Here is a 23,565-nt window from a genome sequence, read left to right as displayed (position 1 = left end):
ACGTCGGGCAGCCGACCGGGACTGCTCATCCTGTCTTACTCGCCGATCTCGAGGGACGCCCGAGTGCTCAGGCAGGTGAAGCTCTTCTCTGAGCGGTTCGACGTGACGACCCTCGGCTTCGGCGAGGCTGTCGACGGTGCGGCGGCGCATTATGAGATCACCGTCCCCACCGGCACGCGTCGCCGCATGCGCGCATACATCGAGGCGGTGCTGCTGCGCCTGCACCTGTACCGGCTGATGTACTGGACCGATCCTCTCGTCCGCGCGACGCGGCGCGCACTGCGAGGGAGGTACCCGGAGCGCATCCTCGCCAATGACATCTACACGGTCCCGCTCGCTCTGCGGCTGGCGCCCGCCGAGAGCATCCACACCGACCTGCACGAGTACTACCCGGGTCTGCATGACGACAGCGCTCAATGGCGCCGGCTGCGACAGCCCTACCTGACCTGGCTCGTGGAGAGGTACGGCGCACGACCCGTCTCGGCCAGCACTGTGGGAGCCGAGATCGCAGACGCGTACCGCAGGCACGGGATCAAGGCGCAGGTGGTCGCGAACGCGCCCGCGTACCTGCCGTACAGCCCCGAGAACGTCTCCGCTCCGATCCGTCTCGTGCATGCCGGTGCGGCTCTGCCCACGCGACGGATCGAGACGATGATGCGCGCTGTCGCGGAGTCCTCGGCGGACGTCGAGCTCTCGGTGCTGCTGACGCCGAACAATCCGGCGTACGTCGCCGAGCTCGAGCAGCTCGCGCGAAGCCTCGGACCTCGCGTGCGGATGCTGCCGCCGGTCGACCATCACGACCTGCTCCCCACGCTGAACCGGTATGACGTGGGCATCCATGTTCTCCCCGCGACGGTGACGAACCAGGCGCTCGCCCTTCCGAACAAGTTCTTCGACTTCGTGCAGGCGCGTCTCGGCATCATCGTGGGTCCGACACCGGGGATGGCGCGTCTCGTCGAGGAGCACGGTCTCGGCGCTGTGACGCCCGGCTTCGAGGCATCCGACATCCGAACGGTGCTCGACGCGATCGACGCGGAAGCGGTCCAGCGTTGGAAGAAGGCGGCGCACGCCGCAGCCGCGAAGCTGTCGGCCGAGTCGCAGCTGCCGGTCTGGGCAGAAGCGATCGACGGTCTCAGCGCCGCGCCGCGTTGACCGCCATCGCGACACGACGGCCGGCGATGAGTGATCGTAGCGGTGCGTGGCGGTGCAGCACGCGCAACGGATTCGACGTCATCAGCACATCGGCTGAGAGGTACTTGCTGCGGTCGCCGAGTGCGGCCCGCAGCGACTCCTCGGTGGCGTCGTCGACCACGGCCTCACGCAGGATACGGGTGTCGCGACGCGCCAGAATGCCGTCAACACCCGGTGCCCACCTCTTGAGCCTGCGCCAGGTCTCCGCGTATGTGGCGCGATCGGCGTCGCTCAGCCCGTCCGGTCCGATGTGTGTGGAGATGGAGCCGATCACGTGCACGCGCAGTATCTTGGCCGCGACCGCGCGCCGTGCGCTGGGCGACATCTCGCCGAACACGGCATCCGACTCGATCGCATCGAGATATGCCAGGTCCTCAGCAGCCGGCCCGGGCGCCTTGGTCACGCGATCCTTCTGATCATCATGCTCGAGATAGGCGGGCGAAGTCGGATCGAAGGCGATCGAGGCTCCCGAGAACCAGAGGTGCAAGCCGAATGACTGGTCGACCCCGCGAGGCAGACCCTCGGTGAATCGCAGTCCGGCGAACCGCTGTCGCCGCCAGAGTCCGAGCGGAGCGGTGCGCTCGAACAGCCGATCGCGGTCGCCGTCGAGTTCCTGTGTGCGGCGGGGTCGCACGCGCGGAGAGGCCACCCCGCCGGCGGCGATGCGGCGGATGGGGGCGATGACGACGTCCGCGGATCGCGCTTCTGCGAGCGCGAGCCATTCATCCAGCGCCGAGCGTGAGAGCTCATCGTCCGAGCCGAGCAGCCCGACGAACTCGCCGACGGCATTGTCCAGCCCGAAATTGAACGCGTTGGCAGGTGAGCGCACGCCGTCCTGCAGCGCGAGCAACCGTACACGGTTGTCTGCGGCGAGCGCGCCGAGCCGCTCCGCCACGATCGCGGGATCCAGATTGTGCGCGATCACGGTCACCAGGATGTCGCGCTCGTTCGCCAGAGCAGAGGAGACCGCACGCTCGACGGGACGGCTGCCGCTGTGGACGCCGATGATGATCTCTGCCTGTGTCATTCGTCTTCACCTTCGAGCCGCGCGGACTCCCGCCGCTCCGTCTCCTGCCGCTCGATCTCGTCCCCCCGCTCGCGTGCATCGCCGGCGTCGGGGTCGACGAGACCTGCAAGCGCGGCCTGCACGGCGAACTCCGACTCCGTGGCGACGACCTCATCGAAGGTTCCGGATGCCGCAACCTGACCGTCACGCATGAAGAAGACCGTATCGGCGTTGCGGATCGTCGACAGTCGATGAGCGACCGTCACGGTGGTCACACTGCCGCGCAGGCCTTCGATCGCCCTGGTCACAGCCGCTTCGGTGGCAGTGTCCAGGGCGCTGGTCGCCTCATCCATCACGAGCACACGCGGGTCGCTGTACAGCGCACGGGCGATGCCCATCCGCTGCCGCTGACCACCGGAGAGCGCCAGGCCGCGCTCGCCGATCCGTCCGTCCATCCCGCCTTCGCGGGCGTCGATCAGAGGCAGCAGTTGCGCCTGCTCCAGGGCGAAGCGCACCCGATCGCGATCGAAATCGGCACGCCAGCTGAGCGCGACGTTCTGCGCGACGGTCGAATCGAACAGCGATACCTCTTGCGGCACATAGGAGATCTGCGCACGCCAGGCGTTGAGAACGCTGCTCAGTGGCACGCGGTCCACCGTGATGCTCCCGCTCGTCGGCTCGATGAGGCCGAGCAGCAGGTCGACCATGGTCGACTTGCCGGCGCCGGACGCCCCGACGAATGCGACCTGCGTTCCGATCGGGATCTCGAGCGTCACCCCGCGCACTGCATCCGCCGAGTCAGGCGTGTACCGGAAGCTGACGTCGTCGAACCGGATGGTGCGCGGCGATTCCGGGAACGTCGCGGTGTCGCCGCGCAGCGCGGTGGCCATGTATTCCTCTGAGTCCCGCACTTCGTCGAGGACGGCGCGTGCGTGCGGCGCCGAGACATTCAGCTGCTGCAGGACGCCCTGGAAGCGCACCAGCGAAGGCGCCAGCCGGAACCCGGCGAGGCCGAAGAGCGCGATCGAAGCGATCGCCCCCTGCACGCTGCCGTCGTTGATGAATCCGGCGCCGCCGACGATGACGATGCCGCCGATCAGGGCGATGTCCATGATGTGCCGCGGCACCTGAGCGAGGAACTGGGAGTTGGCCCTGGCTCGGGTCGCGTGCGATCGGTTCTCGCGGACGACATCGGCCACCTGTGCGGCGCTGCCGCGCAATGTGACCTCTTTCAGCGCGCCGATCATCTCGGTGATCAGACGGGATGACCGCAGCGAGTATCGAAGCGCGACCAGTCCCGCCTGCTTCGACCTGCGGGAGATCTGCAGCTGCAAGATCAGCGCGATGATGCCGAGGTAGACGATGGTGACGAGCCCGACGAAGGGCTGGGCGATGGCCAGCACCAGGATGAGCGAGAAGAAGTTCATGAACTCGCCGATCAGCGACGCCCCGGGGAGCAGGAAGCCGGAGATGGTCGTGCTCACGCTGGCGTCCGTGATCCGCACGAGATCCGATGAGTTCCGCCGCAGTCGCTTGACCCATGGGGCGCGGATGTAGCCGTCGAACACGCGCACGCCGAGTTCCAGCTCGTAACGGGAGAACCGTCGCGTGGCGAACCACTGCATGGTGAGCGCGAATGCTCCCTTGACCACGATGAGTCCGCACACCAGCGCCAGCGGTATCAGGACCTGTGCGCCCTCCAGCCGTCCGATGATCGGCAGCACGAGCGGCGTGCCGCTGACCAGCGGAGCGATCACGACGGCGAGCAGTCCGAGCGCGAGACCGTCCATGAGCGCGAGCGCCCCCATCACGGAGGCGTAGAACGAAAGGTATCGCCCGGCACTGCGCGGCAGCACGCCGAGAACTTGCCGGTACAGCTTCCAGTTGGCGTTCTTCACCGCACCCCCGCCGCGATCGCGGCCAGGAAGGCCCTGCCCTCGGAGGCCGAGTTCAATCGAGCCGCCACGACGGCCGAACGTGCCTTCATCTCGATGACGCGCTCCGCGTCGAGCTCGCGGAGCGTGTCTCTGAGAGACTCCCACGTGAACTCGGGCACCACCACTCCATGACCGTGCTCACGCACGAGCGGTGCCATGGTCTCGGTCTCACCGACCACCAGCGCGAGACGCCCCTGGGCTGCTTCGAAGAACTTGTTCGGCATCGCGTACTGCAGGTTGATACCCGTGGGTTTGTAGAAGACGATCTCGACGTCGTACTCGTTGATACGCTGTGGGATCTCGCGCATCGGGGCCGGCGGCACGATGTGGATGCGATCCCGTGCCGGGTGACGGCTGATCTCGTCCCGCAGCATGGCCAGGACGGGCGGGTTGGATGTGAGCATGAAGGTCATCGAGAAACGAGGCGGGAGCTCTCGCAGCGCCGCCAGGATCTCGGTGAATCCTCGCGACCAGCTCGGCAGCCCGTGGAAGAGCATGCGGATCTCGTGCGGGTCGACCGGGGTGGGTTCGAGGTCGGCGACGTAGGGAGGCGCATTGCGAACCTGCGCGGGGGTCGGGATGCCAAATTCATCGGCGTAGAGCCGGCCGATCGGAGTGTTCACCACCGAGCGGCTCGTGAATCGCACCGATCCGATGTGGCTGCGCCCCCACCGATAGTGGGCACCAGTGATCCGTGCCCCGAGGGTCTGTCGCCGTCGATCCGGGTTGTGATACTCGTGGAGGTCGAGATGGTGCAGGCCCTTAAGGGCAGCGGGCGTGAAGTCGCGGTCGTCATCGAGCCAGGGCGCGAATTCGAGCTCGTTGAACACGATGAGGTCGTACCGTCCAGCGCGGACGCGCTCACGCAGCGGCTCCGGAATGCGCGAGCTCATGAGCGCTCGGAAGCGCAGGCGCTGCGGCAGGAGCAGGTGCGCCGCGAGTAGCCCGATCCGGTTGGTCGTCCAGTCGCGCGCGGGCGCGAGCTCGTAGTGTTCGCGCACTTCCGGCGCGGGATGCTGTCCCAGCCCGAGGGTATCCACGCTCCAGCCATCCGTGGTCAGCCAGTCGACTTCTCGACGCACCCGCGGATCCGAAGCGATGTCGGAGTACGAGAGCACCAGCGCCGTCCGGTCGTCGGACTCTCCGCTCACTTCTCGCCCAGCCTTTCGCATGATGTGTCGCATGTCGGCGGCGGCCGAACGTGCCCGCTCGATCTTATCGTCGCCCGGCGCGCGCACTCTGAGCGAGGCCTGCGCTCACCGCTGCCCGTGACTGAGCAGCGACTCGCTGAGCACGCGCGCCGAGTAGCGACCGTCGTGCAGCGCTCGAATGAACTCTGGACCGCGGGCCGCTGTCTCCCGGTAGCGGTCCGGATTCTCCGCGATGTCGACGAGCACCTCTTCGAGAGTGTCGACGCTCGCCTGGACGATCGGCACGCTCATGCCCGACTCGCGCTCGGCGAGCGCGCGAACCTCGGGCAGCAGGAATCCGAGCACCAGTCTCCCCGCAGCCATCGCCTCGAGGGCAGTGGTGGAATAGATCCCGATGCGGAACTGATCGAGCACGACGTCGGCCTCGGCATACAGTCCCGGCATGGCGTGCGGTGGGATGGCCTCGACACGGCGGTACCGGATGACGCCGGCGTCGGCGAGGCGGTTGAGCGGCCCCGCGATCAGGTCGCTCCCTTTGAGGTGGGCGCTGGTCGGCGCATGAACCACGCGGGGGCTTCCCTCCGCGAGGACTTTGCGTTCGGTCGCCCACTGCTCCGGGCGGACCACGTTCGGCAGCCAGGTCGCCTCGGGCAGATCGGTGAGCAGATCAGGTGTGACCACGAAGACCGTCGCCGGGTCCTGCTCGCGCAGGAACGCGGCGTTGCGCTCGGCGATCGAGACCAGCCGGTCACGCAGTTCCCAGTCCCGGTCGCGAAAGGGTGACCATGGGCTCAGCTGGGCGTGCAGGTCGGGATGCCGCAGATCGCTTCCGTGGCTGACGTAGCCGCGGGCGATCCCCGCCCGGGAGAGCCAGTCGGCCTCGCGTCGGACATCGTGCTTCTCGGTGACGCCGAGAACTGCGCGCTCGCTCTCTACGAGCACGTGAGTGGCATGATCGCGCACCGCCCGGGCGTGCCCGGATGCCCAGCGCCGCGAATGCGCGAAGACGGCATCGGGTACGGCGGCATCACTCGGGAAGGCGAGTCCGCCGCGGCGAGTCACGGTCAGATTCCTGGCATCGTGGCCGTCGAGCGCACGAACGGCGGATGCCCAGGCACTCCCCTGCCCAGCGGAGTTCGCGGGCGCGATGAGCAGCCTCGTGCGGGCATCACCTAACGTCATCGGTGCGGGGATGTCCTCGCTCCGGTAGCCCAGTCGTTCCGGAGCGAGGCGCAGTACGAGCCCTTCCGGCGCTGCCCGCAGAGCCCTACCTGCGAATTCTCGCAGACCGTTCACGGCCCGCTGCTCGACTCGCCTTGATCCAACGGGTCGGCGTTCAGCGGGTCGCCACCAAGCGCTGCTTCGTCCGCGAGCGAGTCGTTCCGCATGCGCGGCGTGATCGGCCGCCAGTCGGCGCGCAGCGTATCCGCCCAGACGCCGAACCCCTCGATGCCGGTGAGCGATTGCAGAGTGTCGAGCTGCCAGGAGTGGATGACGTGGTATTTCTGGTTCTGCCACAGCGGGCGCTGACAGAAGTTCGCCTGAACGCAGTAATACGAGACGTCACCGGGTTTGCGGATCTTCGGCATCATGTCGAGCACGGTCGCGCTGGCTCCGCGCAACAGCCGCTCGGCGTCGGCATCCGCCGTCAGACGCCAGTAGTCGTACACGCCGAACATCGCGAAGATCTGCCCGTTGAGCACTTGCAGCGGCTTCTGGTCACCGGCGTATTCCTCGAAGTACAGGTGCCCGTCGATCACGACGCTCGACCACTGCTGGGAGGACGAACGACTCTGCAGGAGACTCTTCCAAGTGCCCTCGATCGCGGCATCCCAGCGCGTCTGCGGGTGCACGTCGCTCAGCCGGACGAAAAGCGACAGAGCCTGCCCCTGTGCCATCGCCGACCACCAGGGCGGGTGCAGCGTGCGATCGCTGTACGTCCAGTTGAAGGGGTACGCGTACCACCATGCGTCGCCGCGCAGCGTGCGCATCTCGATGAGCCGCTCCGCCTGCCGCTCCGCCCGTTTCAGCCACAGAGCGTCTCCGGTGCGCTGATACTCCAGCAAAGCCGAGATGCCGTACTGCGCGTACACGACCGGATGGTCCGCGCGACGCCCGGTGGTCTTCTCGCGGTACACCCGCAATCCAGTCGCGTCGAGCACCTGAGTGCTCGCGCGTACGTCCACCGGCGGGCGGTCCGAGTACGGAGCCGGCGCGTCCGAGTCGAACAGCGCATTCGATTCGACAAAGCTCTGGTCGAGCACGCTCCCCGGCTCCGCCTTCGCGCATGACACCAGACGGGCGCTGGCGTCACTGACGACGGCGGTGCCTCCCAGTGCGAGTGTTGCGGTGATTCCCACGTGCGAGGCGCTGGCTACGGTCGCGGGATGGGCGCAGGTGCGGGCCGCGAGATACAACGGCTGCTTCGCACGAGCGGCGGCCGCTGCGCCGGCGAGCGCATCGGGGAAGTCGGCGCCCGTCGCGATGAGCGCACGATCGGCGCTGCCCGCCGGGAAGTACGCGTCGTCGACGGCCGCAGCGGTGTCGTAGCGGTTCGCGCCGGCGAGACGACGCACCGCCAGACCAGCCTTCGCGAGAACGGCCTGGATCTCCGGGCGCACAGCACCGTAGCCTCCGACGATCGACACGCGCTCGGCACCGAGACGCCGGATCTCCTGCAGGATCCCCGACGGCAGTGTCGTCGCCCGCCCGTTCACCAGCACGACCGGCACACGTGCCCCTCCCGCGGTGGCTGCGGCGACCAGTGCATCCGGATAGTCGCGGCCGGTGACGACGAAGACCTCGTCCGCGGAGGCGAACTCGGCGGTGGAGAGGCGCCGCGCCGTCTCGTAACGGTCCGCACCCTGCACTCGCGTCGTGGGGGCGATGCTGCGCAGCGCCCGTTCGACACCGGCAGCCACCACACCGGATCCGCCGACGACCACGATGCGCTGGGGGGCCAGCCGAACGAGCTCCGCACGGACGACATCCGGCAGCATGGTCGGCCTGGTCAGTAACAGCGGTCCTCCCGCCGCGCCGGCGGCCGCAGCCGCCGTGAGCGCGTCCGGGAAATCTGTACCCGTCGCCACGAAGACGACCGATACGGGGCCGTCGAGCGTGCGTGAGAGCCTCACCGCCGTGTCGTAGCGGTCCGTGCCGGCGATGCGCTGCGGGGTCTGGGGCACCGCCGTGACTTCTCGGGTCACTGCGGTCACGGAGTGCGCATGCGCGGCCTGTGCGGTCGTCGGCGCGAGCGCGCTCACGACCAGCGCCGCCGCGACGCCCACGCTCGCGGCCCAGCGGGGCCGGTAGGTTCTCACGCGTCCGACAGTGCTCGCACCGAGAAGTCGCCCGCGGAGGCGAGGGCAGCTTCGACGACGGTGAGGGTACGCTGGCCCTGTTCCATGGTGACCACGTCGGTCTGATCGCCGAGGACGGCGTCACGGAATGCCTCGTGTTCGACGCGCAGCGGCTCGCGCTTGGCGAACGCATACCGAGTGACGTCGCCCTCGGACACGCCGCGGAAGCTGGAGACGGATTCCCACTCCAAGGGGATGGTGCCGTTGGCATAGAAGGTCAGGTCGCCGGTGGAGGTGTCGGCGACGAACGCACCCTTCTCACCGGTCACGACGGTGAGGCGCTCTTTCATCGGGCTGAGCCAATTGACGATGTTGTTCACGATCACCCCGGATTTGGTGCGACCGGTGATGGTGATCATGTCTTCGTGCTCGCGGCCGGATTTGAACGCGGTCTGCGCGAAGACGACGTCGTAGTCGGACTGCACCACCCACGCGGTCAGGTCCACATCATGCGAAGCGAGATCCTTCGCAACCCCCACATCCGCGATGCGGGACGGGAACGGCCCCTGCCGGCGGGTGACGACCTGGTAGACCGCGCCGAGCTCCCCCGCTGCGATGCGGCGGCGCAGCTCCTGCAAGGCTGGGTTAAACCGCTCGATGTGCCCGACCGCACCCACCAGGCCCGCGTCCTTGAACGCGTCGACCATCCGCTGCCCGGCCTCCAGACTGTGCGCGATCGGCTTCTCGACAAGCGTGTGCACGCCTGCGGCGGCCAGCTTCAACGCCGCATCCTCGTGGAACCGGGTCGGCACTGCGACCACCGCGATGTCGATGCCCGCTCGGATCAGCGCGTCGACATCGGGCAGCACCTGCAGGTCACCCGCGACACCGTGCGGATCGCCCCCTGGATCCGCGATCGCGACCAGGTCGATGCCGTCCAGCTCGCGCAGCACGCGCGCGTGGTGACGTCCCATCATGCCGACGCCGAGCAATCCGGCGCGCAGCGCCATCAGGAGCCTGCCTTCGCGATCGCGTTGACCGCCGAGACGATGCGTTCCAGATCGCCCTGGCTGAGCGATGGGTGCACCGGCAGCGACACCACCTCACGCGCGGCGCGCTCGGTCTCGGGCAGATCCAACCCGGGTGCGTACGGTGCCAGCGACGGCAGACGGTGATTCGGGATCGGGTAGTACACGCCTGCGCCGACGTTGTGCTCTTCCTTGAGAGCTTTCACAAACCCGTCACGGCCCTCCGGGACGCGGATCGTGTACTGGTGGTACACGTGCACGGCACCCTCGGCGACCGGCGGCACGACGACGCCCTCCAGATTCGCGTCCAGAAAGGCGGCATTCTGCTGACGCGTCTTCGTCCACTCGTCGACCTTCGTCAGCTGCACGCGGCCGATCGCCGCGTGGATGTCGGTCATGCGGGCATTGAACCCGATCACCTCGTTCTCGTACTGACGCTCCATGCCCTGGTTGCGCAGCAGCTTCACTCGACGTGCGAGCTCATCGGTCACCGTGGTGACGATTCCGCCCTCGCCGCTGGTCATGTTCTTCGTCGGATACAGGCTGAACATCGCAAACTCCCCGAACGAGCCGACAGGGCGACCGTTCAGCGAGGCTCCGTGCGCCTGGGCGGCATCTTCGTACAGCGCCACGCCTCGGTCCGCCGCCAGCTTCTCCAGCTCGCGCATCCGCGCAGGGTGACCGTACAGATGCACCGGCAGGATGCCCTTGGTCTTCGGCGTGATCGCCGCCGCCACCGCCTCCGGATCTAGCGAGAACGTCTCAGGCTCGATGTCCACGAACACCGGCGTGCCACCGGTCAGGGCGACCGAGTTCCCGGTCGCGGCGAACGTGAACGACGGGACGATGACCTCGTCGCCGGCGCCGACTCCGGCGGCGAGAAGACCCAGGTGCAGACCGGCCGTGCCCGAGTTCACCGCCACTGACGGCCGACCCGGTACGAAGTGCTCGGAGAACTCTTGCTCGAACGCAGCGACCTCAGGCCCCTGCGCGACCATGCCGCTGCGCAGCACGCGGTCGACGGCCTCGCGCTCCTCATCGCCGATGATCGGCTTCGCCGGGGGAATGAAATCGCTCACGCGGCCTCCTTGGTCAGAATTCCATCAGTCTCGATATACCGGTCGCCGGTCGTCGGGCAGACCCACGTGCTGTCATCGTCACCGGCGGCCAGCGGCATACCGGACTCCCCCACCCAGCCGATGCGACGCGCAGGAACGCCGGCCACCAGAGCGTAGGCGGGAACGTCTTTGACGACGACGGCGCCAGCCGCCACCGTCGCCCAGGCGCCGATGGTTACGGGCGCGACGCAGGTGGCACGTGCGCCGATGGCCGCTCCGCGCTCGATGGTCACGCCTACGGGCTCCCAATCATGGGCGCTCTTCAGACTGCCGTCCGCGTTGATGGCGCGCGGGTAGGTGTCATTGGTCAGCACGACCGCGGGCCCGATGAACACCCCGTCGGCGAGCTTGGCCGGCTCGTAGACGAGCGCGTAGTTCTGCACCTTGCAGTTGTCGCCCATCTCGACGCCCGTGCCGATGTAGGCGCCGCGCCCAACGATGCAGTTCTCACCCATCCGCACGCCTTCGCGCACCTGAGCCAGGTGCCAGATCGAGGAGCCGTCGCCGATCGATGCGTCGGCGGAGACATCTGCGGATCCGACGATCCGCACCGGGGTGGAATGAGTCACAGCGCTCCTAGCTCACCGAAGAACGAGACGGTGCATCGAGATTCTATCGCCGCCGTCCTAGCCGCCTGCGACGTTGCCCACGGTGCCGAGGATCACGTCAGCGGAACGCCGGGCGACCGCCTGTGCGGAGACGTGCTCGCGCGCCCAGGATGGCAACCGGCGCGCCGCCTCCGGATGATCGGCTGACAGGAACTCCTCCAAGGCTGCCGCGAACGCGCGCTGGTCGTATGCCACTCCGCGTCCCAGGCCGTGCTGCTCGACGATGGTTCGCACCGGGTCAGGACCGGCGTAGACGACCGGGGTGCCGACCGCGACCGAGGCGTACAGTTTGGTCGGCACGGCGAAGTCGTAGCCCTGATCCGGCACCAGTGTCGCCAGGCTCACCCTGGCGCCTCTCAACCAGCCCGCCGCCTGCTCGGGTGGCACGGTGTCCAGGAATCTGATCCGCTCCGACAATCCCGCAGCTTCCACTGTTGCTTGCATCGCGTGCCAGGACGACCCCTGCCCCACGAAGGCGGCCGAGAGTTCCGGCCGTCGCCGAACCACGTCCATCACGGCGCCGACGGCGAGTTCAGCGCCGTGCCATTCACTGGCGGACCCGACGTACACGATGTCGGCCGGTTCGTCGGCGATCGGGCCGGCGGGTGAGAAGAGATCCAGATTTACGCCATGGCCGACGACGTGCGTGCGTGCTCCCGGCGCGAGTTCGCCGACGCGCGCGGCTACGCCTTCCGTCACGACGACGGCGTCCTTCGCTCCGCGCATCGCCCACGACTCCAGCCAGCGCACGGCGCGGAGGACCGCCCCTGACGCACCCGTCGCCTGGGCGGCATCAGACCAGATGTCCGCGGCGTAGTAGACGTAAGGTCGCCGAACGATCGCGCAGGCGATACGCATGACGAAGCCGGTGGTCGGCGGCGGCTCGCACAGGTAGACGTCGCCTCTGCGCCCGAGGACGATCCGAAGCAGCAGCGGCATGTCGAAACTCAGGTACGGAAGGTAGCCGCGCACGTATCCCGAGGCGTCCCGCAGCACCGGCCAGCGGTGGACGACCATGCCGGGATCCGAAGCGGCCGGTGCACCGCGCGGTGGCCGGGTCGTGAGCACGCGCACATCGGCGCCGCGCGCCAGCAGCTCCGCCGTCAGGGCGCCGAGGCGCAGCGACGCGGCCGAAGGCTCGGGGGCGAAGATCCGGCTCGCAATGACGACCCGTGTACCGGATCGTGACGCGCGGTGTCTGAGCTTCACCGATGCTCCTCTCGCTCCGACGGATGCCGCACGCGTCGCCGAGACCGCGCAGTCGCACCTGACACAATGGAATCATGCCGACGAGCGTGCCCACGCCACGACCCCCCGCCCGACATGCCTGGGTCGTCATGCCGTTGTACAACGAGGCCGACGTCATCGCAGAGGTGATCACCGGTCTCCGCGCGGAGTTTCCGAACATCGTCTGCGTAGACGACGGATCACGCGACGGATCCGCGAGCATCGCCGCACAGGCTGGCGCTCAGCTCGTGCAGCATCCCGTCAACCTCGGGCAGGGAGCGGCCCTGCAGACCGGCATCGACTTCGCGCTCATGCACCCGGAATGCGACTACATCGTCACGTTCGACGCCGACGGTCAGCACCGTGTCGAGGACGCACTGGCGATGCTCGACGCGGCCCACGACCAGGGCGCAGCGGTGGTTTTCGGATCCCGGTTCCTCGACGACCGCACACGGCCGGGCTGGATGAAGAAGGTGGTCCTCAAGACAGCCGTGTGGGTCACCAATATGACCACCGGCATGCGGCTCACCGACGCTCACAACGGCCTTCGCGTGATCCGTCGGGATGCCGCGCAGAAGATCGACCTCAAGCAGGATCGCATGGCGCATGCGACCGAGATCGTCCTTGAGATCGGGCGCACCGGCCTGCCGTGGATCGAGTACCCTGTCGAGCTGCTTTACACGGACTACTCCAAGGCAAAGGGTCAGAGCGTGCTGAATTCGGTGAACATCCTCGTGGATCTGGTGGTGAGGTGACCCATGTGGATCCAGATCCTCCTGATCGTGGCCATCGTCATCCTCGCGGCCTTCATGATGCGGCGCACCGGCGCCGACAGCCACCTTGCGATCCGCCGGTTGCTGATGGCGCTGTTCGTGATCGCCGCCGTCCTGTCGGTCCTGTTCCCCCAATGGCTGACCTGGCTGGCCCAGCTCGTAGGGGTGGGCAGGGGTACCGATCTGGTGCTGTACGCACTGATCGTCATGTTCCTGGCGTTCGTGTACACGCAGTACCGGCGCAACGCGGCGCTGCAGCGTCAGCTGACGCTGCTGTCACGCAAGCTCGCGTTGCTCGAGGCTTCAGAGCGCTCTTCGCACGGGACCGGCGCGGATGACGACGCGGTCTGAGGTCGTCCTCAATCGCAGCCGGTAATCCGCCAGAGGGACGCATCACCCTGCTGAGCGACTTTCCGGAAGCCCGTCGCATCCGCGAATCCTGTCAGACCGGGCCTATCCTCGCGGCCCGCGCCGGCGGTGCTCTGACCGAAGTCGAGAACGTAGTCGATCCCTGTGCTGGCGAGCGCCTCGCAGATGGCCGGCTCGTTAGCCAGATCCACCAGCTCCTCTCCGAGCACGGTGTACGCGGCGTCGCCGGGCATGGACCAAGTACGGGGAACGACATCCACACCGCTCAATGCGTAGCCGAAAGCCGCCCCCGCGGAAGGATCTCCGAGGACGCGATCGTCCGGATCGACATAGCGCGGCAACCGCTCGAGCAGGCGTCTCTCATCGATCGACAAGTAGGACGTCGCGGTGACGCCGTAGTCGCTCCGCGCGGATCTCGCGTCGATCACCCCCCAGACGGTGGTCTCGACCAGAAGAACGACGGCGATGACCGCAACCGCGACACCCCCTGCCGTTCTGCTCCGGCGTCGGATCAGACTCCGAATGCCCGCGACGCCGATCGCGGCGAGCGGAATGACCACCAACGGCATCATCATGATGAAGCGGTGGGGATCCGCGTACCACGCGGACAGCAGTCCGCGGATCGCCTCGTTGCGCACCGAGACGGCAACCAGCGTCAGCATCGAGATGGCTGCGCCGTACAGCAGGAGCCACCGCAATGGTCTGCGACAGCCGACCACTACGATTCCCGCGATCGCGAGCGCGCTCATCGTCACAGCCGGGCCGGGACCGACGCTGTCGTTGAGCACCAGGTCAACGACAGCCGGGAGCAGTGACATGCGCGATGACCAGAGCACACTGGGGCTGAACCGCATTAGGACGACCCAGAGCAGCGCAGCAGCCACCACGACCGCGAAGGCAGTCACCAGCAGCCAAATCCTGCGCCGTCGACTCGAGCCGGGCCACTTCATGTGCACGATCCAGAGGACGAGGGAGACGGCGCCTATGACCCAGATCAGGAGTGCCGCCGGCTGTGCGAGCGCGATCGCAGCGAGCCCGACCGCCGACGCTAGGACAGCAAGCCATCGGCGTTGCACTGTCTCTGCTCCGGCTCCCCCAGCGTCGCGGTGTGAGGCGGCGAGAGCGACGAGCACGGCGAGAACGCCGGGGAGAACGGCCACCGAGAGCGCGTACGGGTACAGCACACCGAAATCGAGCGCATAGAACGGAAAGGCGAGTAACGCCGGGGACATCAGCGCCGCAGCGATCGTCGCCACGCGTGCGCCACGCGTGGCACACCAGACGAACGATGCGATTGACAGCGACCAAATCGGTCCCGCGATCGCGAGCGATGTCGCGTTGGCGACGCGCACGACATCCGCACCGGTGAGCGCCGCGACGGTGGAGGCGACAGCATGCCACGCCGCGGGATAGAAACCGCTCGCGTTGATAGCGCCGAGAAGGTCCAATGAAGACGCGCTGCCCGACTCCGAGATGAACCGCAGTGCGTTGAGGTGGAACGTCGCGTCGTTGGTCTGCGACACGCTGTCAGGGCTGCGGATGAGAGACGCCATGCGCACCATGCCGAGGAGAGCCCCCGCGGCGACAGCAGCGGAGATCGCCACGCTGCGACCGGGGCGTAAGACCTCGAGCCTCGCAGGGGCGAGAGAGCGGCCGATCAACGCGGTCACCCCCGCGAGCAGCAGCACGGCAAAACCCGCAGTCCACACGGACCAACCGACACGGAGTAAGCCGAGACCGCCGGCGCTCACCGCGAGTGCCGCGACGCCCGCCGCAGGTGCGAAGCCCCAAAGCAGAATCCCGCGTACACGGAGGGCGGCACCGATCAGCAGCCCCGGCAGCAGCACGACAGCGGTGGCGACGACGACCACGGGCGACATCGCCAGCCAAGTCCACGCCGTCATCGGAGCGCCCGAATCGCGTGGAGCACCCGCTCAGCCGCGTGACCGTCCAGCTGGCGCATCGCCGGAGGAAGCAGATGCCGGTACTCCCCGGTGTTTTCGATCGACCGCCCGGGATCCAGCTGGGCGATGAGCGCTTCGAGCAGTTCGTCGACATCCGCCGCGACCGCGCCGATCTCGTGCTCGTCTCGCCACGCTGAAGCTTCGGCGGGCTGGTAACGGACGACCGCAGCGCCCGCGACGGCGGCGTCGACGGACATCCGCGAGCTGTTTGTGACCAGCACCGCCGCCGACACCAGCAGCGCCGCGCGCCCATGCCCGTGCGCCGCGAGATGCACCCGCTCCGGCAGGCTTCTCGCATCGAAGCCTTCGCGGCCGGGGTCGAGAAGAGCGAGGTCGACCTCGAAACGGTCAGCCAACACCGAAAGGCGTCTTTCGTTGAGGAGCTTCAGCCACAGCGGGTCATCATCCGACGGCGCGAACAGCACGAGGCGCCGCCTGCGACCTTCTGCTGCGGCCCGCTCTCGGACGATCTCATCGTGTCGCGCGAATCCAGTGTTCTTCACCTCCAGAGCGGTCAACGACGACGGGGTGTCGTCATCGGTCAATGCGCGCAGCTCATCGTCGGTCGCGGTCGCCATCAGCGTGATCGGCTGCCCATCAAGCCAGATCGAGCGGTCGTCGCGGATCAGATCACACGGCAGGTACACGAATCGCCACGGGATACGACCGTCCCAGTAGACCTCGCGCGGAAGCGGCGCCGCGCTTTCGGCGCCCAGCTGCGACGAGATCACGAAATCGGCGTTCATGAGCGCCGCCCGGTGCTCAAGAGACCCGTACGCGAGCACGTGCGCACCCGAACGCCGCAGTCTGTGCCAGTCAGATGACCGCCGGTCGATGACGAACACCGCATTCACATCCGGAGCCTCCGCGCGAACATGCCGGTAAACCGCTTCGGCGTTGTCACCCGCTTCATTCACATGGTCGATGAAGAGCCATGCGCCGCCATAACGCGCACGCGTGCGCGGCCGTTGCGCATGAATCCGCACGATCTTCGCGTCTCTCGACTCACGCAGCTCCTCGCCGAGGGCGCGCACACGCGCGTTGCGAAACAGCCCCGGGGCCAGCGCGGCCGCCTCGCGCCGAACACGACCGACCAGCCGCCGCGGAAGAGGACGGAGTGCCTTCGACGGCGGAAGCGGGCCGATCGGATCCACGTAGGAGTCGAACCCCAGCCGAGCTCGACTGGCCGAGAACGCGGGAACACTCGGCGGTGTCAGAACGATCTTCTGCTGCCGTCCGTCGAGCTGCACGACCAAGTCGTCGTCCGCGACGATCCACAGGATGCGCTGCCGCATCCTCATCTGCCCCAGGTAGTCCAGGCGACGCGTCTTCGCCGCGACCACGACCGCGGGTCGACCCCCGACGGTGACGCTCTCCACGGGCAACTCACCCACGAACCGATATCGGAGCTGAACCAAGTCCCTGTGCTCATCGATGCCATGGACCTCGACGAGACCTTCGCTCAGAAGTGGCGCATTCATCAGCGACAGCATCAGATCCCGCAGTTCGAGTCCCATCCCGGTGATCGAGTAGTCACGCACCCACGTCGGGTCGAGTTGCTTCAGCACTGCAGCGACCGAACTCAGCACGTCAGCCTTCTGAGCGGCGCTCAGGTGGGTCGCCTTGTTCGTCGCGTCCATCTCACGAGGGAAGAACCAGCGCATGTCGTACAAGAAGTACTGACCGAGCCAATGCGGCACTGAACCGAGTGTGGCCCTGGCTCTCTCGAACAGCGGAAGGTATCCCCGCGTGAACCGCGCGAAGTAGTAGTCAGGGTTGCGGGCGAACCTGTTCACTGCGGAGTCGCCGCTCGCGCGCTGACGATAGTAGTAATCGGAGGAAGCGACACAAGCGATCAGCGGTTGCGTCTCCGTGAGCAGATACGAGGACACGAAAAGCGCATCCTCGGCGGCGTGCAGGCCCTCGAGGAACCTCACGCCGGAGGCTCGCAGTTTTGCGAGTGGGAAGAATGCCGACGCCGCCTGCGATTGGATGAACTCTGGATGCTGCTCAAGTGGGTACAGCCGGTCTCCACGATTGAACTTGTCCCTGAGCGGATGCGCGTGGTCATACCGGTCGTCGATCTCGTGATATCGCGCGACGTTGCAGGACACGAGCGAGACCCCGTTCGATGCCTTCGCCACAGAGCGCAGGAAACGATGCACGCCGAGTATGTAGCCGTCAGAGAGGAAGTCGTCGGAGTCTACGAACGCGATCCACTCGCCCGTGGCCAGGTCCAGGCCGTTGTTGCGCGCGGCGCTGACTCCGCGATTCGGCTGTTCAATGACGCGGCCCGCGATGCCCGTTCTGGTGAGCCACTCGCTTGCGATCCGGCCCGCGTCATCGGGTGACGAATCATCGACGAACAGGCATTCCAGCGCGAACTCGTCGCCGCGCCCTCGCTGTCGTTCCAGCGAGCCGAGGAGTGCAGGCAGGAAGCGTGCAGTCTCGTAGAGCGGAACGACGATGCTGTACACCGTTGGCGTCATCTGGTGCGGAACCCTATTCGGAATCGAGAATATGCATTGCTGTGGTGGCGACGCGATATCCACCTCGCCACGGCGGTACGCCTTCGCGTCGCACCCGAAGGCCGATTGTAGCCCGCGTGATCGTCGCTCTTCCTGCGCCCGCTTCGAGGCCGAATGGCATCCGGTGGCGGCGCAGTATCCTCCAGCACGCGAACGGTATCGTAGGCAGCACGCGCGACACCTGCAGACGAAGCTCCCAGCGCGGGCGGCCCACGCCGTTCAACGTCTAAGGAGGCGAATGATCCCTACACCGCTTGTCAGGCTCACCCGGCGCGGCATCCGCTACTCGTCGGCTTCGGTCGGGCGCACGGTCGACGTCACGCTGGACGGGCATCGGGTCTGGTCGACCACACTCGCGCCGGGACGGCGCACCCAGGCTTGGCCTCCCGCGCTGAGGGAGCGGCTGCTCGGACGCGCAGTGGGCATCGTGTCCGATTCGATCAGTCACAATCCGCTGTGGACGGGGACGCTGCACTGGTCCGGGAGCGGATCGCCCGACCTTGTCGACGGCCGGGGACGCACGCTCCGCGTCGACAAGTGGGGGCGCATGAAGCCGTCGTTCGAGACGGGTGAGGACATTCGCCCTCAGGTCGCCGCTGCCGCAGCCGATGTACTCTCCTTCCTTCGGCAGAACGGCTTCGACGCGTTCATCGTCGGCGGCACGCTCCTCGGTGCGGTCCGCGACGGGGAGATCCTGCCGCACGACGATGACGCCGATCTCGCCTACCTGAGCAAACACTCGCATCCCTCAGACCTCGTCTTGGAGAACGACCGGCTGCACCGCCTGCTCGTCGAAAACGGGTTCCGCGTGATCCGGCACAGCTGGTCGCATCTGCAGGTGCTCAGCGACGACGATGCCCACGACTACTACGTCGACATCTTCACCGCGTTCTACAAGTCGGGCATGTTCCACGAGCCCATCCACGTCCGCGCGGCGGGCATGGAGGATGCGATCCTTCCGCTCGGCGAAATCGAACTGCACGGCGTACAGCTCGCCGCACCACGGCACCCGGAAGCATGGCTCGCCGCCTGCTACGGGCCGTCTTGGCGCACACCCGATCCCTCGTTCGTCTTTGAGACGCCCTGGCAGACGCAGCGCCGCTTCCACGCCTGGTTCGGCTCGTTCTACATGGGAATCAACAACTGGACAATCCGCTACGGTCAGGGCGGCAGCGCTCACGAGAGCGACCTGATCCGCGACCACGTCATCTCCCACGCCGACGCCGTCGTCGACCTGGGGGCGGGCAACGGCGAGGACCTGCGCGCATACCGCGAGGCGGGGCTCACCGCAGTCGGGGCCGAATCCGTCGGCACTGCCCGCTCGGTACTCGAGGGCGAAGCGAACGTGAATCTCGTCGACTATCTCCCCGCCATCGACTTCATGCGGAAGGCACTCGACGACCTGCCGACCGACAAACAGACGGTGGTCACGGCGAATCATGTCCTGGCGTGCCAGGACCCACGCGGGCGTGGCGCCCTGCTGCATCTGTTCGACTTCGCGCTACGCCGCGGAGCACGCGTCATCACCGCCGACTACGAGGAACTCGGACGATATCGACCCGATATGCCGCGCACATGGCACCTGGACTGGCCGACGCGCGCCCAAGAGGCCGCCAGGGCCGGGCTGCGCTGCATCCTGTTGGAGCGCACACGGTTCCGCGACGAGGACGGCATCGGCCGCATGATGTCGGTCGTCGAGTATCAGCAAGAGGAGAATCACCCATGAATCGACTTGCCCGCATCCGTCAGGATCTCGTGCTCAACGCTCGCGGATGGCTCGCCCGCCGGCGATTGCACGCTGAAACGGTCGCCGATCTGGTTGGCACGGTGAACGAACTGCGTCAGCGCGTCACCGAGCTGGAGGTGGATCTAGACGAGCTGCGCGCCGACAGCAGACGCGTCGCAGAACTGCGGATTCAGGTGGAGGACATGCTCGGCGGTCGCGCCTGACAACTGTTCTCACTGGCTCGCTCGATAGAATGCCGGGATGACCGCCCGAACTGTTGCTGTGTTGCTGGCTGGTGGAATCGGCGTTCGGGTCGGTCTCGGCGTACCGAAGCAGTTGATCAAGATCGCAGGCAAGGCCATCGTCGAGCACACGCTCGAAGTCGTCAACGCGAGCCCGGTCATCGATGAGGTCATCATCGTCATGAACGCCGGGGCGATCGAGCAGCTGGATTCACTCAAGGACAGCGAGCGATTCCCCAAGCTGACACGGATCATTCCCGGGGGTGAGACGCGCAACGACTCGACTCGCGCTGCCCTGACCGTGATCGATGAGGATCCCGACACGAAGGTGCTGTTCCACGATGCGGTCCGCCCGTTCGTCAACGAACGCATCCTCGAGGACTGCGTGGACGCACTCGAACGCTACGACGCCGTCGATACGGCGATCCCCTCGGCCGACACGATCATTCAGATCGACGCCGACTCGCACATCAGTGGCATCCCGAACCGAGCGACGCTTCGTCGAGGCCAGACGCCCCAGGCGTTTCGCGCGGGCACCATTCGCCGCGCGTACGAACTCGCAGCCGAGGATGACGCCTTTCACGCAACCGATGACTGCGGCGTCGTGTTCACCTATCTACCGCACGTGCCCATCTTCGTCGTCGACGGCACAGCCGAGAACATGAAGGTCACCGAGCCAATCGACGTGCACATCGCCGACAAGCTCTTCCAGCTGCAGTCATCCAGCCTCGCCGCGGACGGCGAGTTGCCCGACATGTCCGGCAAGGTCGTCGTCGTCTTCGGCGGTAGCTACGGGATCGGGAAGAGCATCGTTCAGCTCGCTTCTCAGGCCGGCGCGGAGGTTCACGAGTTCAGCCGCTCCACGACCGGCACGGATGTCCGTTCGCGAGGTCAGGTCAAGAAGGCGCTTCGCACCGTTCACGAGCGGACAGGCCGCATCGATGCCGTGGTGATGACCGCTGGCATTCTGCAGATAGGGCCGTTGGCGAAGACCAAGACCAAACAGATCCAGACCGGCATCGAGACGAATTTCCTCGCTCCCGTCATCGTCGCAAGGGCGGCGCACAAGTACCTGAAGCACACCGGTGGGCAGGTGCTTCTGTTCACTTCGAGTTCGCACACCCGCGGACGCGCGAACTACGGCGTGTACTCTGCGAGCAAAGCCGCGGTCGTGAATCTCACGCAGTCACTCGCCGAGGAGTGGTCCGGCGACTCCGTGTCGATCAACTGCATCAGCCCGCAGCGGACGCACACGCCGATGCGCACAAGAGCCTTCGGTGACGAACCATCCGAGACTCTCCTGTCGCCGGAGAACGTCGCTGCGGTGAGTCTGCAGGTGCTCGACAGCGATCTGACCGGACAGGTCATCGCGGTGCGCGTCGAAGACGTCCGCAGCAGGACCTCCTGACTACTTCATCCGCTCGAGGGCACCGGTGATATCACCGTCGTAGATCTTCTTGCCCTTCTTGATCACGATCCCGCGGTCGCAAAGGTCTTTGATCATGCCCATGCTGTGACTAACGACGAGCATGGTCACGCCCTGTGCCGTGAGCTCCTTGATCTTCGCAATGCACTTCTCACGGAACGGCGCATCGCCGACACTGAGCACTTCATCGACCAGAAGGATGTCGAGTTCAACGTGGATCGCTACGGAGAAGGCAAGGCGCATGAACATGCCCGACGAGTAGTGCTTCACTTCTTGGTCGATGAAGTCGCCGATCTCGGAGAACGCGACGATGTCATCGAAACGTGTGTCGATCTCGTCCTTGGACATACCCAGGATCGCCGCGTTCAGGTAGACGTTCTCTCGTCCCGAGAGGTCCGGGTGGAACCCGGCGCCCACTTCGATAAGGCCGGCCACCCGTCCCCGGGTGAAGACCCGGCCCTCGTCTGGCTCCAGCACGCCGGAGATGAGCTTGAGAGTGGTCGATTTGCCCGACCCGTTCAGGCCGACGACTGCGACGGATTCACCCTGCTCAACCTGGAAGCTGATGTCGTCGAGCGCCAAGAAGGAATCGGCGCGAACCTTCTTGCCGCGGATCCAGCCGACGAAGGCTTCCTTGAAGGAATGGGTGTTGCGCTTCAGAAAGCGCTTGGAGACGTGCTCCACGATGATTCGAGGCGTGCTCGTGGTCTGCTGAATGATCTTCGACATCACAGGTCCTGTGCGAATGAGCGCTCGTAATGGCGGAACACGGTCTGGCCGATCACGATCATCGCCACGCAGATCACCGCAGCGATGGTCAGCGCCATGCCGAAGTTCGGCAGGATGCTCGGATCGTCGGCGCCGACCGGCGGAGGCGGTACGGTGCCGGCCCAGAAACCTTGGTGGAAGAGTTCAACCGCCACGGTCAACGGGTTCCAGGTGTAGACGTTGAAGAGCCATTCATGGTTCGGCAGTGCATTCCGCACGAGCAGCCAGGGATAGAGCACTGGCGACGTCCAGGTCGAGAACATCCGGATGAGCTCGACGAAGTTCTGCGCGTCCCGGTAGCGGACGTTGAGCCCCGCGAAGAGCAGGCCGAGGCCCAAAGCGAATGCGACCACCACGATGATGCCCAGAAGAATGCCGCCGAGCCCAAGCAGCGTCGGCGTCCAGCCGACGAGCGCGCAGACGAGAAGCAGAATCGCCAGTTGGGGAAGAAAGTGGACAAACGCGATGATGATCGCAGCGATAGGGAAGAGCTCGCGCGGCAGGTAGATCTTCTTCACCAATGCCCGGTTGTCGACGATCGACGTCGTCGCATTGCCGAACGCCTCGTTGAACAGGTTGACGGCGACAACCCCGGAGAAGAGATAGATGGGAAAGTTCTCGATGCCCTTGTCCAAGCGCATGATCACGCCCATGACGAAGAAGTAGATGACGAATTGCGCAGCCGGTTTCACGTACGACCAGACCCAGCCCAGAACCGAGTTGCGGTAACGGGTCGCAGTGCCTTTGCGGACGAGCAACCTCAGTAGGTACTGGCGCTGGAAGACGTCCAGTATCCCCCGTCCCCGTCCGGGTACATCGAATCCGCTGAGGTCGATTGGCACGCTACTCGTCAATGGGTTCACCGTTCAGATAGCGAGGGGCGGCATGCAGCCTTGGGTACCTACAGATGATATCGAAAGCCTGCTGTGACCCCGTTGCGAGTCAGCCGTTGACGAGGGCGCCGATCGCCGACTCGACGGTGGCGGATACCACGCCGGTCCCGCCTAGAACGACGACCCGTTTCGGCGCCAACCGCGACAACTCACTCTTCACAGACGACGGAAGCGCACTCTGCGATGTCAGAAGCACCGGACCGCCCAGCGTTCCTGCAGCAGCCGCACCCGCCAACGCATCCGGGAAGTCCATCCCGTTCGCCACATACACCACCGGGACACCCGACTCCGGGAACGACGCCTTCGACACA

At 66.4% G+C, this 23,565-nt stretch carries 20 protein-coding genes; 6 read left to right on the top strand and 14 right to left on the bottom strand.

Going from position 1 to position 23,565, the window contains the following annotated elements; genetic code table 11:
- Positions 1–75 precede the first annotated feature (75 nt).
- Positions 76–1,152, top strand: a complete 1,077-nt coding sequence (locus tag ACFWH5_RS13950) for a glycosyltransferase family 1 protein (protein WP_378835559.1) — start codon at positions 76–78, stop codon at positions 1,150–1,152.
- On the opposite strand, the gene ACFWH5_RS13945 is transcribed toward ACFWH5_RS13950, so the two are convergent.
- The 9 genes from ACFWH5_RS13945 to ACFWH5_RS13905 all read right to left on the bottom strand — a co-directional run bounded on the left by ACFWH5_RS13945 (position 1,133) and on the right by ACFWH5_RS13905 (position 12,547).
- A complete protein-coding gene (locus ACFWH5_RS13945; RefSeq protein WP_378835557.1) occupies positions 1,133–2,218 on the bottom strand; it encodes a glycosyltransferase in 1,086 nt (361 codons plus the stop codon). The two genes, ACFWH5_RS13950 and ACFWH5_RS13945, sit on opposite strands and share 20 nt — an antisense overlap.
- A complete protein-coding gene (locus tag ACFWH5_RS13940) occupies positions 2,215–4,095 on the bottom strand; it encodes an ABC transporter ATP-binding protein (protein ID WP_378835555.1) in 1,881 nt (626 codons plus the stop codon). Before ACFWH5_RS13940 ends, ACFWH5_RS13945 begins: the two co-directional genes overlap by 4 nt.
- Positions 4,092–5,285 carry a hypothetical protein gene (locus ACFWH5_RS13935; RefSeq protein WP_378835553.1) on the bottom strand — a complete coding sequence of 398 codons (1,194 nt, stop codon included), beginning with the start codon at positions 5,283–5,285 and terminating at the stop codon, positions 4,092–4,094. Before ACFWH5_RS13935 ends, ACFWH5_RS13940 begins: the two co-directional genes overlap by 4 nt.
- 105 nt (positions 5,286–5,390) lie before the next feature.
- The gene (locus ACFWH5_RS13930; protein WP_378835550.1) at positions 5,391–6,347 is read right to left on the bottom strand and encodes a glycosyltransferase; all 957 of its coding nucleotides are present in this window, start codon (positions 6,345–6,347) and stop codon (positions 5,391–5,393) included.
- A 230-nt stretch (positions 6,348–6,577) separates the two neighbouring features.
- Positions 6,578–8,605 (bottom strand): cell wall-binding repeat-containing protein, encoded by a 2,028-nt coding sequence (locus tag ACFWH5_RS13925; protein WP_378835547.1) that lies wholly within the window; start codon positions 8,603–8,605, stop codon positions 6,578–6,580.
- Positions 8,602–9,597 carry a Gfo/Idh/MocA family oxidoreductase gene (locus tag ACFWH5_RS13920; protein ID WP_378835811.1) on the bottom strand — a complete coding sequence of 332 codons (996 nt, stop codon included), beginning with the start codon at positions 9,595–9,597 and terminating at the stop codon, positions 8,602–8,604. Before ACFWH5_RS13920 ends, ACFWH5_RS13925 begins: the two co-directional genes overlap by 4 nt.
- Positions 9,594–10,691 carry a DegT/DnrJ/EryC1/StrS family aminotransferase gene (locus ACFWH5_RS13915; protein ID WP_378835544.1) on the bottom strand — a complete coding sequence of 366 codons (1,098 nt, stop codon included), beginning with the start codon at positions 10,689–10,691 and terminating at the stop codon, positions 9,594–9,596. Before ACFWH5_RS13915 ends, ACFWH5_RS13920 begins: the two co-directional genes overlap by 4 nt.
- Positions 10,688–11,299 (bottom strand): DapH/DapD/GlmU-related protein, encoded by a 612-nt coding sequence (locus ACFWH5_RS13910; protein WP_378835542.1) that lies wholly within the window; start codon positions 11,297–11,299, stop codon positions 10,688–10,690. Before ACFWH5_RS13910 ends, ACFWH5_RS13915 begins: the two co-directional genes overlap by 4 nt.
- 57 nt (positions 11,300–11,356) lie before the next feature.
- Entirely contained in the window at positions 11,357–12,547 is a 1,191-nt protein-coding gene (locus ACFWH5_RS13905) for a glycosyltransferase family 4 protein (RefSeq protein WP_378835540.1), read from the bottom strand.
- 74 nt (positions 12,548–12,621) lie between these two features.
- Here ACFWH5_RS13905 and ACFWH5_RS13900 point away from each other — a divergent pair, with 74 nt between their 5' ends.
- Complete coding sequence (locus tag ACFWH5_RS13900; protein ID WP_378835537.1) at positions 12,622–13,320, top strand: glycosyltransferase family 2 protein; 699 nt, start codon at positions 12,622–12,624, stop codon at positions 13,318–13,320.
- Between the two features lie 3 nt (positions 13,321–13,323).
- Entirely contained in the window at positions 13,324–13,689 is a 366-nt protein-coding gene (locus ACFWH5_RS13895) for a DUF2304 domain-containing protein (RefSeq protein WP_378835535.1), read from the top strand.
- Between the two features lie 8 nt (positions 13,690–13,697).
- Here ACFWH5_RS13895 and ACFWH5_RS13890 read toward each other — a convergent pair whose 3' ends face one another.
- Together ACFWH5_RS13890 and ACFWH5_RS13885 are read right to left on the bottom strand one after the other, a co-directional pair.
- Positions 13,698–15,587 (bottom strand): DUF6541 family protein, encoded by a 1,890-nt coding sequence (locus ACFWH5_RS13890; RefSeq protein WP_378835532.1) that lies wholly within the window; start codon positions 15,585–15,587, stop codon positions 13,698–13,700.
- 20 nt (positions 15,588–15,607) lie between these two features.
- The gene (locus ACFWH5_RS13885) at positions 15,608–18,223 is read right to left on the bottom strand and encodes a glycosyltransferase (protein ID WP_378835530.1); all 2,616 of its coding nucleotides are present in this window, start codon (positions 18,221–18,223) and stop codon (positions 15,608–15,610) included.
- A 214-nt stretch (positions 18,224–18,437) separates the two neighbouring features.
- Here ACFWH5_RS13885 and ACFWH5_RS13880 point away from each other — a divergent pair, with 214 nt between their 5' ends.
- Genes ACFWH5_RS13880 through ACFWH5_RS13870 form a run of 3 tightly spaced genes read left to right on the top strand, consistent with a single transcriptional unit; the run spans position 18,438 to position 21,575 of the window.
- Positions 18,438–19,925, top strand: a complete 1,488-nt coding sequence (locus ACFWH5_RS13880; RefSeq protein WP_378835527.1) for a LicD family protein — start codon at positions 18,438–18,440, stop codon at positions 19,923–19,925.
- Positions 19,922–20,149 (top strand): hypothetical protein, encoded by a 228-nt coding sequence (locus ACFWH5_RS13875; protein ID WP_378835525.1) that lies wholly within the window; start codon positions 19,922–19,924, stop codon positions 20,147–20,149. The genes ACFWH5_RS13880 and ACFWH5_RS13875 overlap by 4 nt, the downstream gene beginning before the upstream one ends.
- 37 nt (positions 20,150–20,186) lie before the next feature.
- Positions 20,187–21,575, top strand: coding sequence for an SDR family NAD(P)-dependent oxidoreductase (locus tag ACFWH5_RS13870; RefSeq protein ID WP_378835523.1), 1,389 nt, complete (start codon positions 20,187–20,189; stop codon positions 21,573–21,575).
- On the opposite strand, the gene ACFWH5_RS13865 is transcribed toward ACFWH5_RS13870, so the two are convergent.
- The 3 genes from ACFWH5_RS13865 to ACFWH5_RS13855 all read right to left on the bottom strand — a co-directional run.
- Entirely contained in the window at positions 21,576–22,322 is a 747-nt protein-coding gene (locus ACFWH5_RS13865; RefSeq protein WP_378835520.1) for an ABC transporter ATP-binding protein, read from the bottom strand.
- Complete coding sequence (locus tag ACFWH5_RS13860; protein ID WP_378835518.1) at positions 22,322–23,203, bottom strand: ABC transporter permease; 882 nt, start codon at positions 23,201–23,203, stop codon at positions 22,322–22,324. The genes ACFWH5_RS13865 and ACFWH5_RS13860 overlap by 1 nt, the downstream gene beginning before the upstream one ends.
- 100 nt (positions 23,204–23,303) lie before the next feature.
- Positions 23,304–23,565 (bottom strand): cell wall-binding repeat-containing protein (locus tag ACFWH5_RS13855; protein WP_378835515.1); only part of this gene is annotated, 262 nt, incomplete at its 5' end.

The sequence above is a fragment of the Microbacterium sp. NPDC058345 genome, from assembly GCF_042723855.1.
Lineage (GTDB): Bacteria > Actinomycetota > Actinomycetes > Actinomycetales > Microbacteriaceae > Microbacterium.
This window is presented reverse-complemented; position numbering and strand designations above follow the sequence as displayed.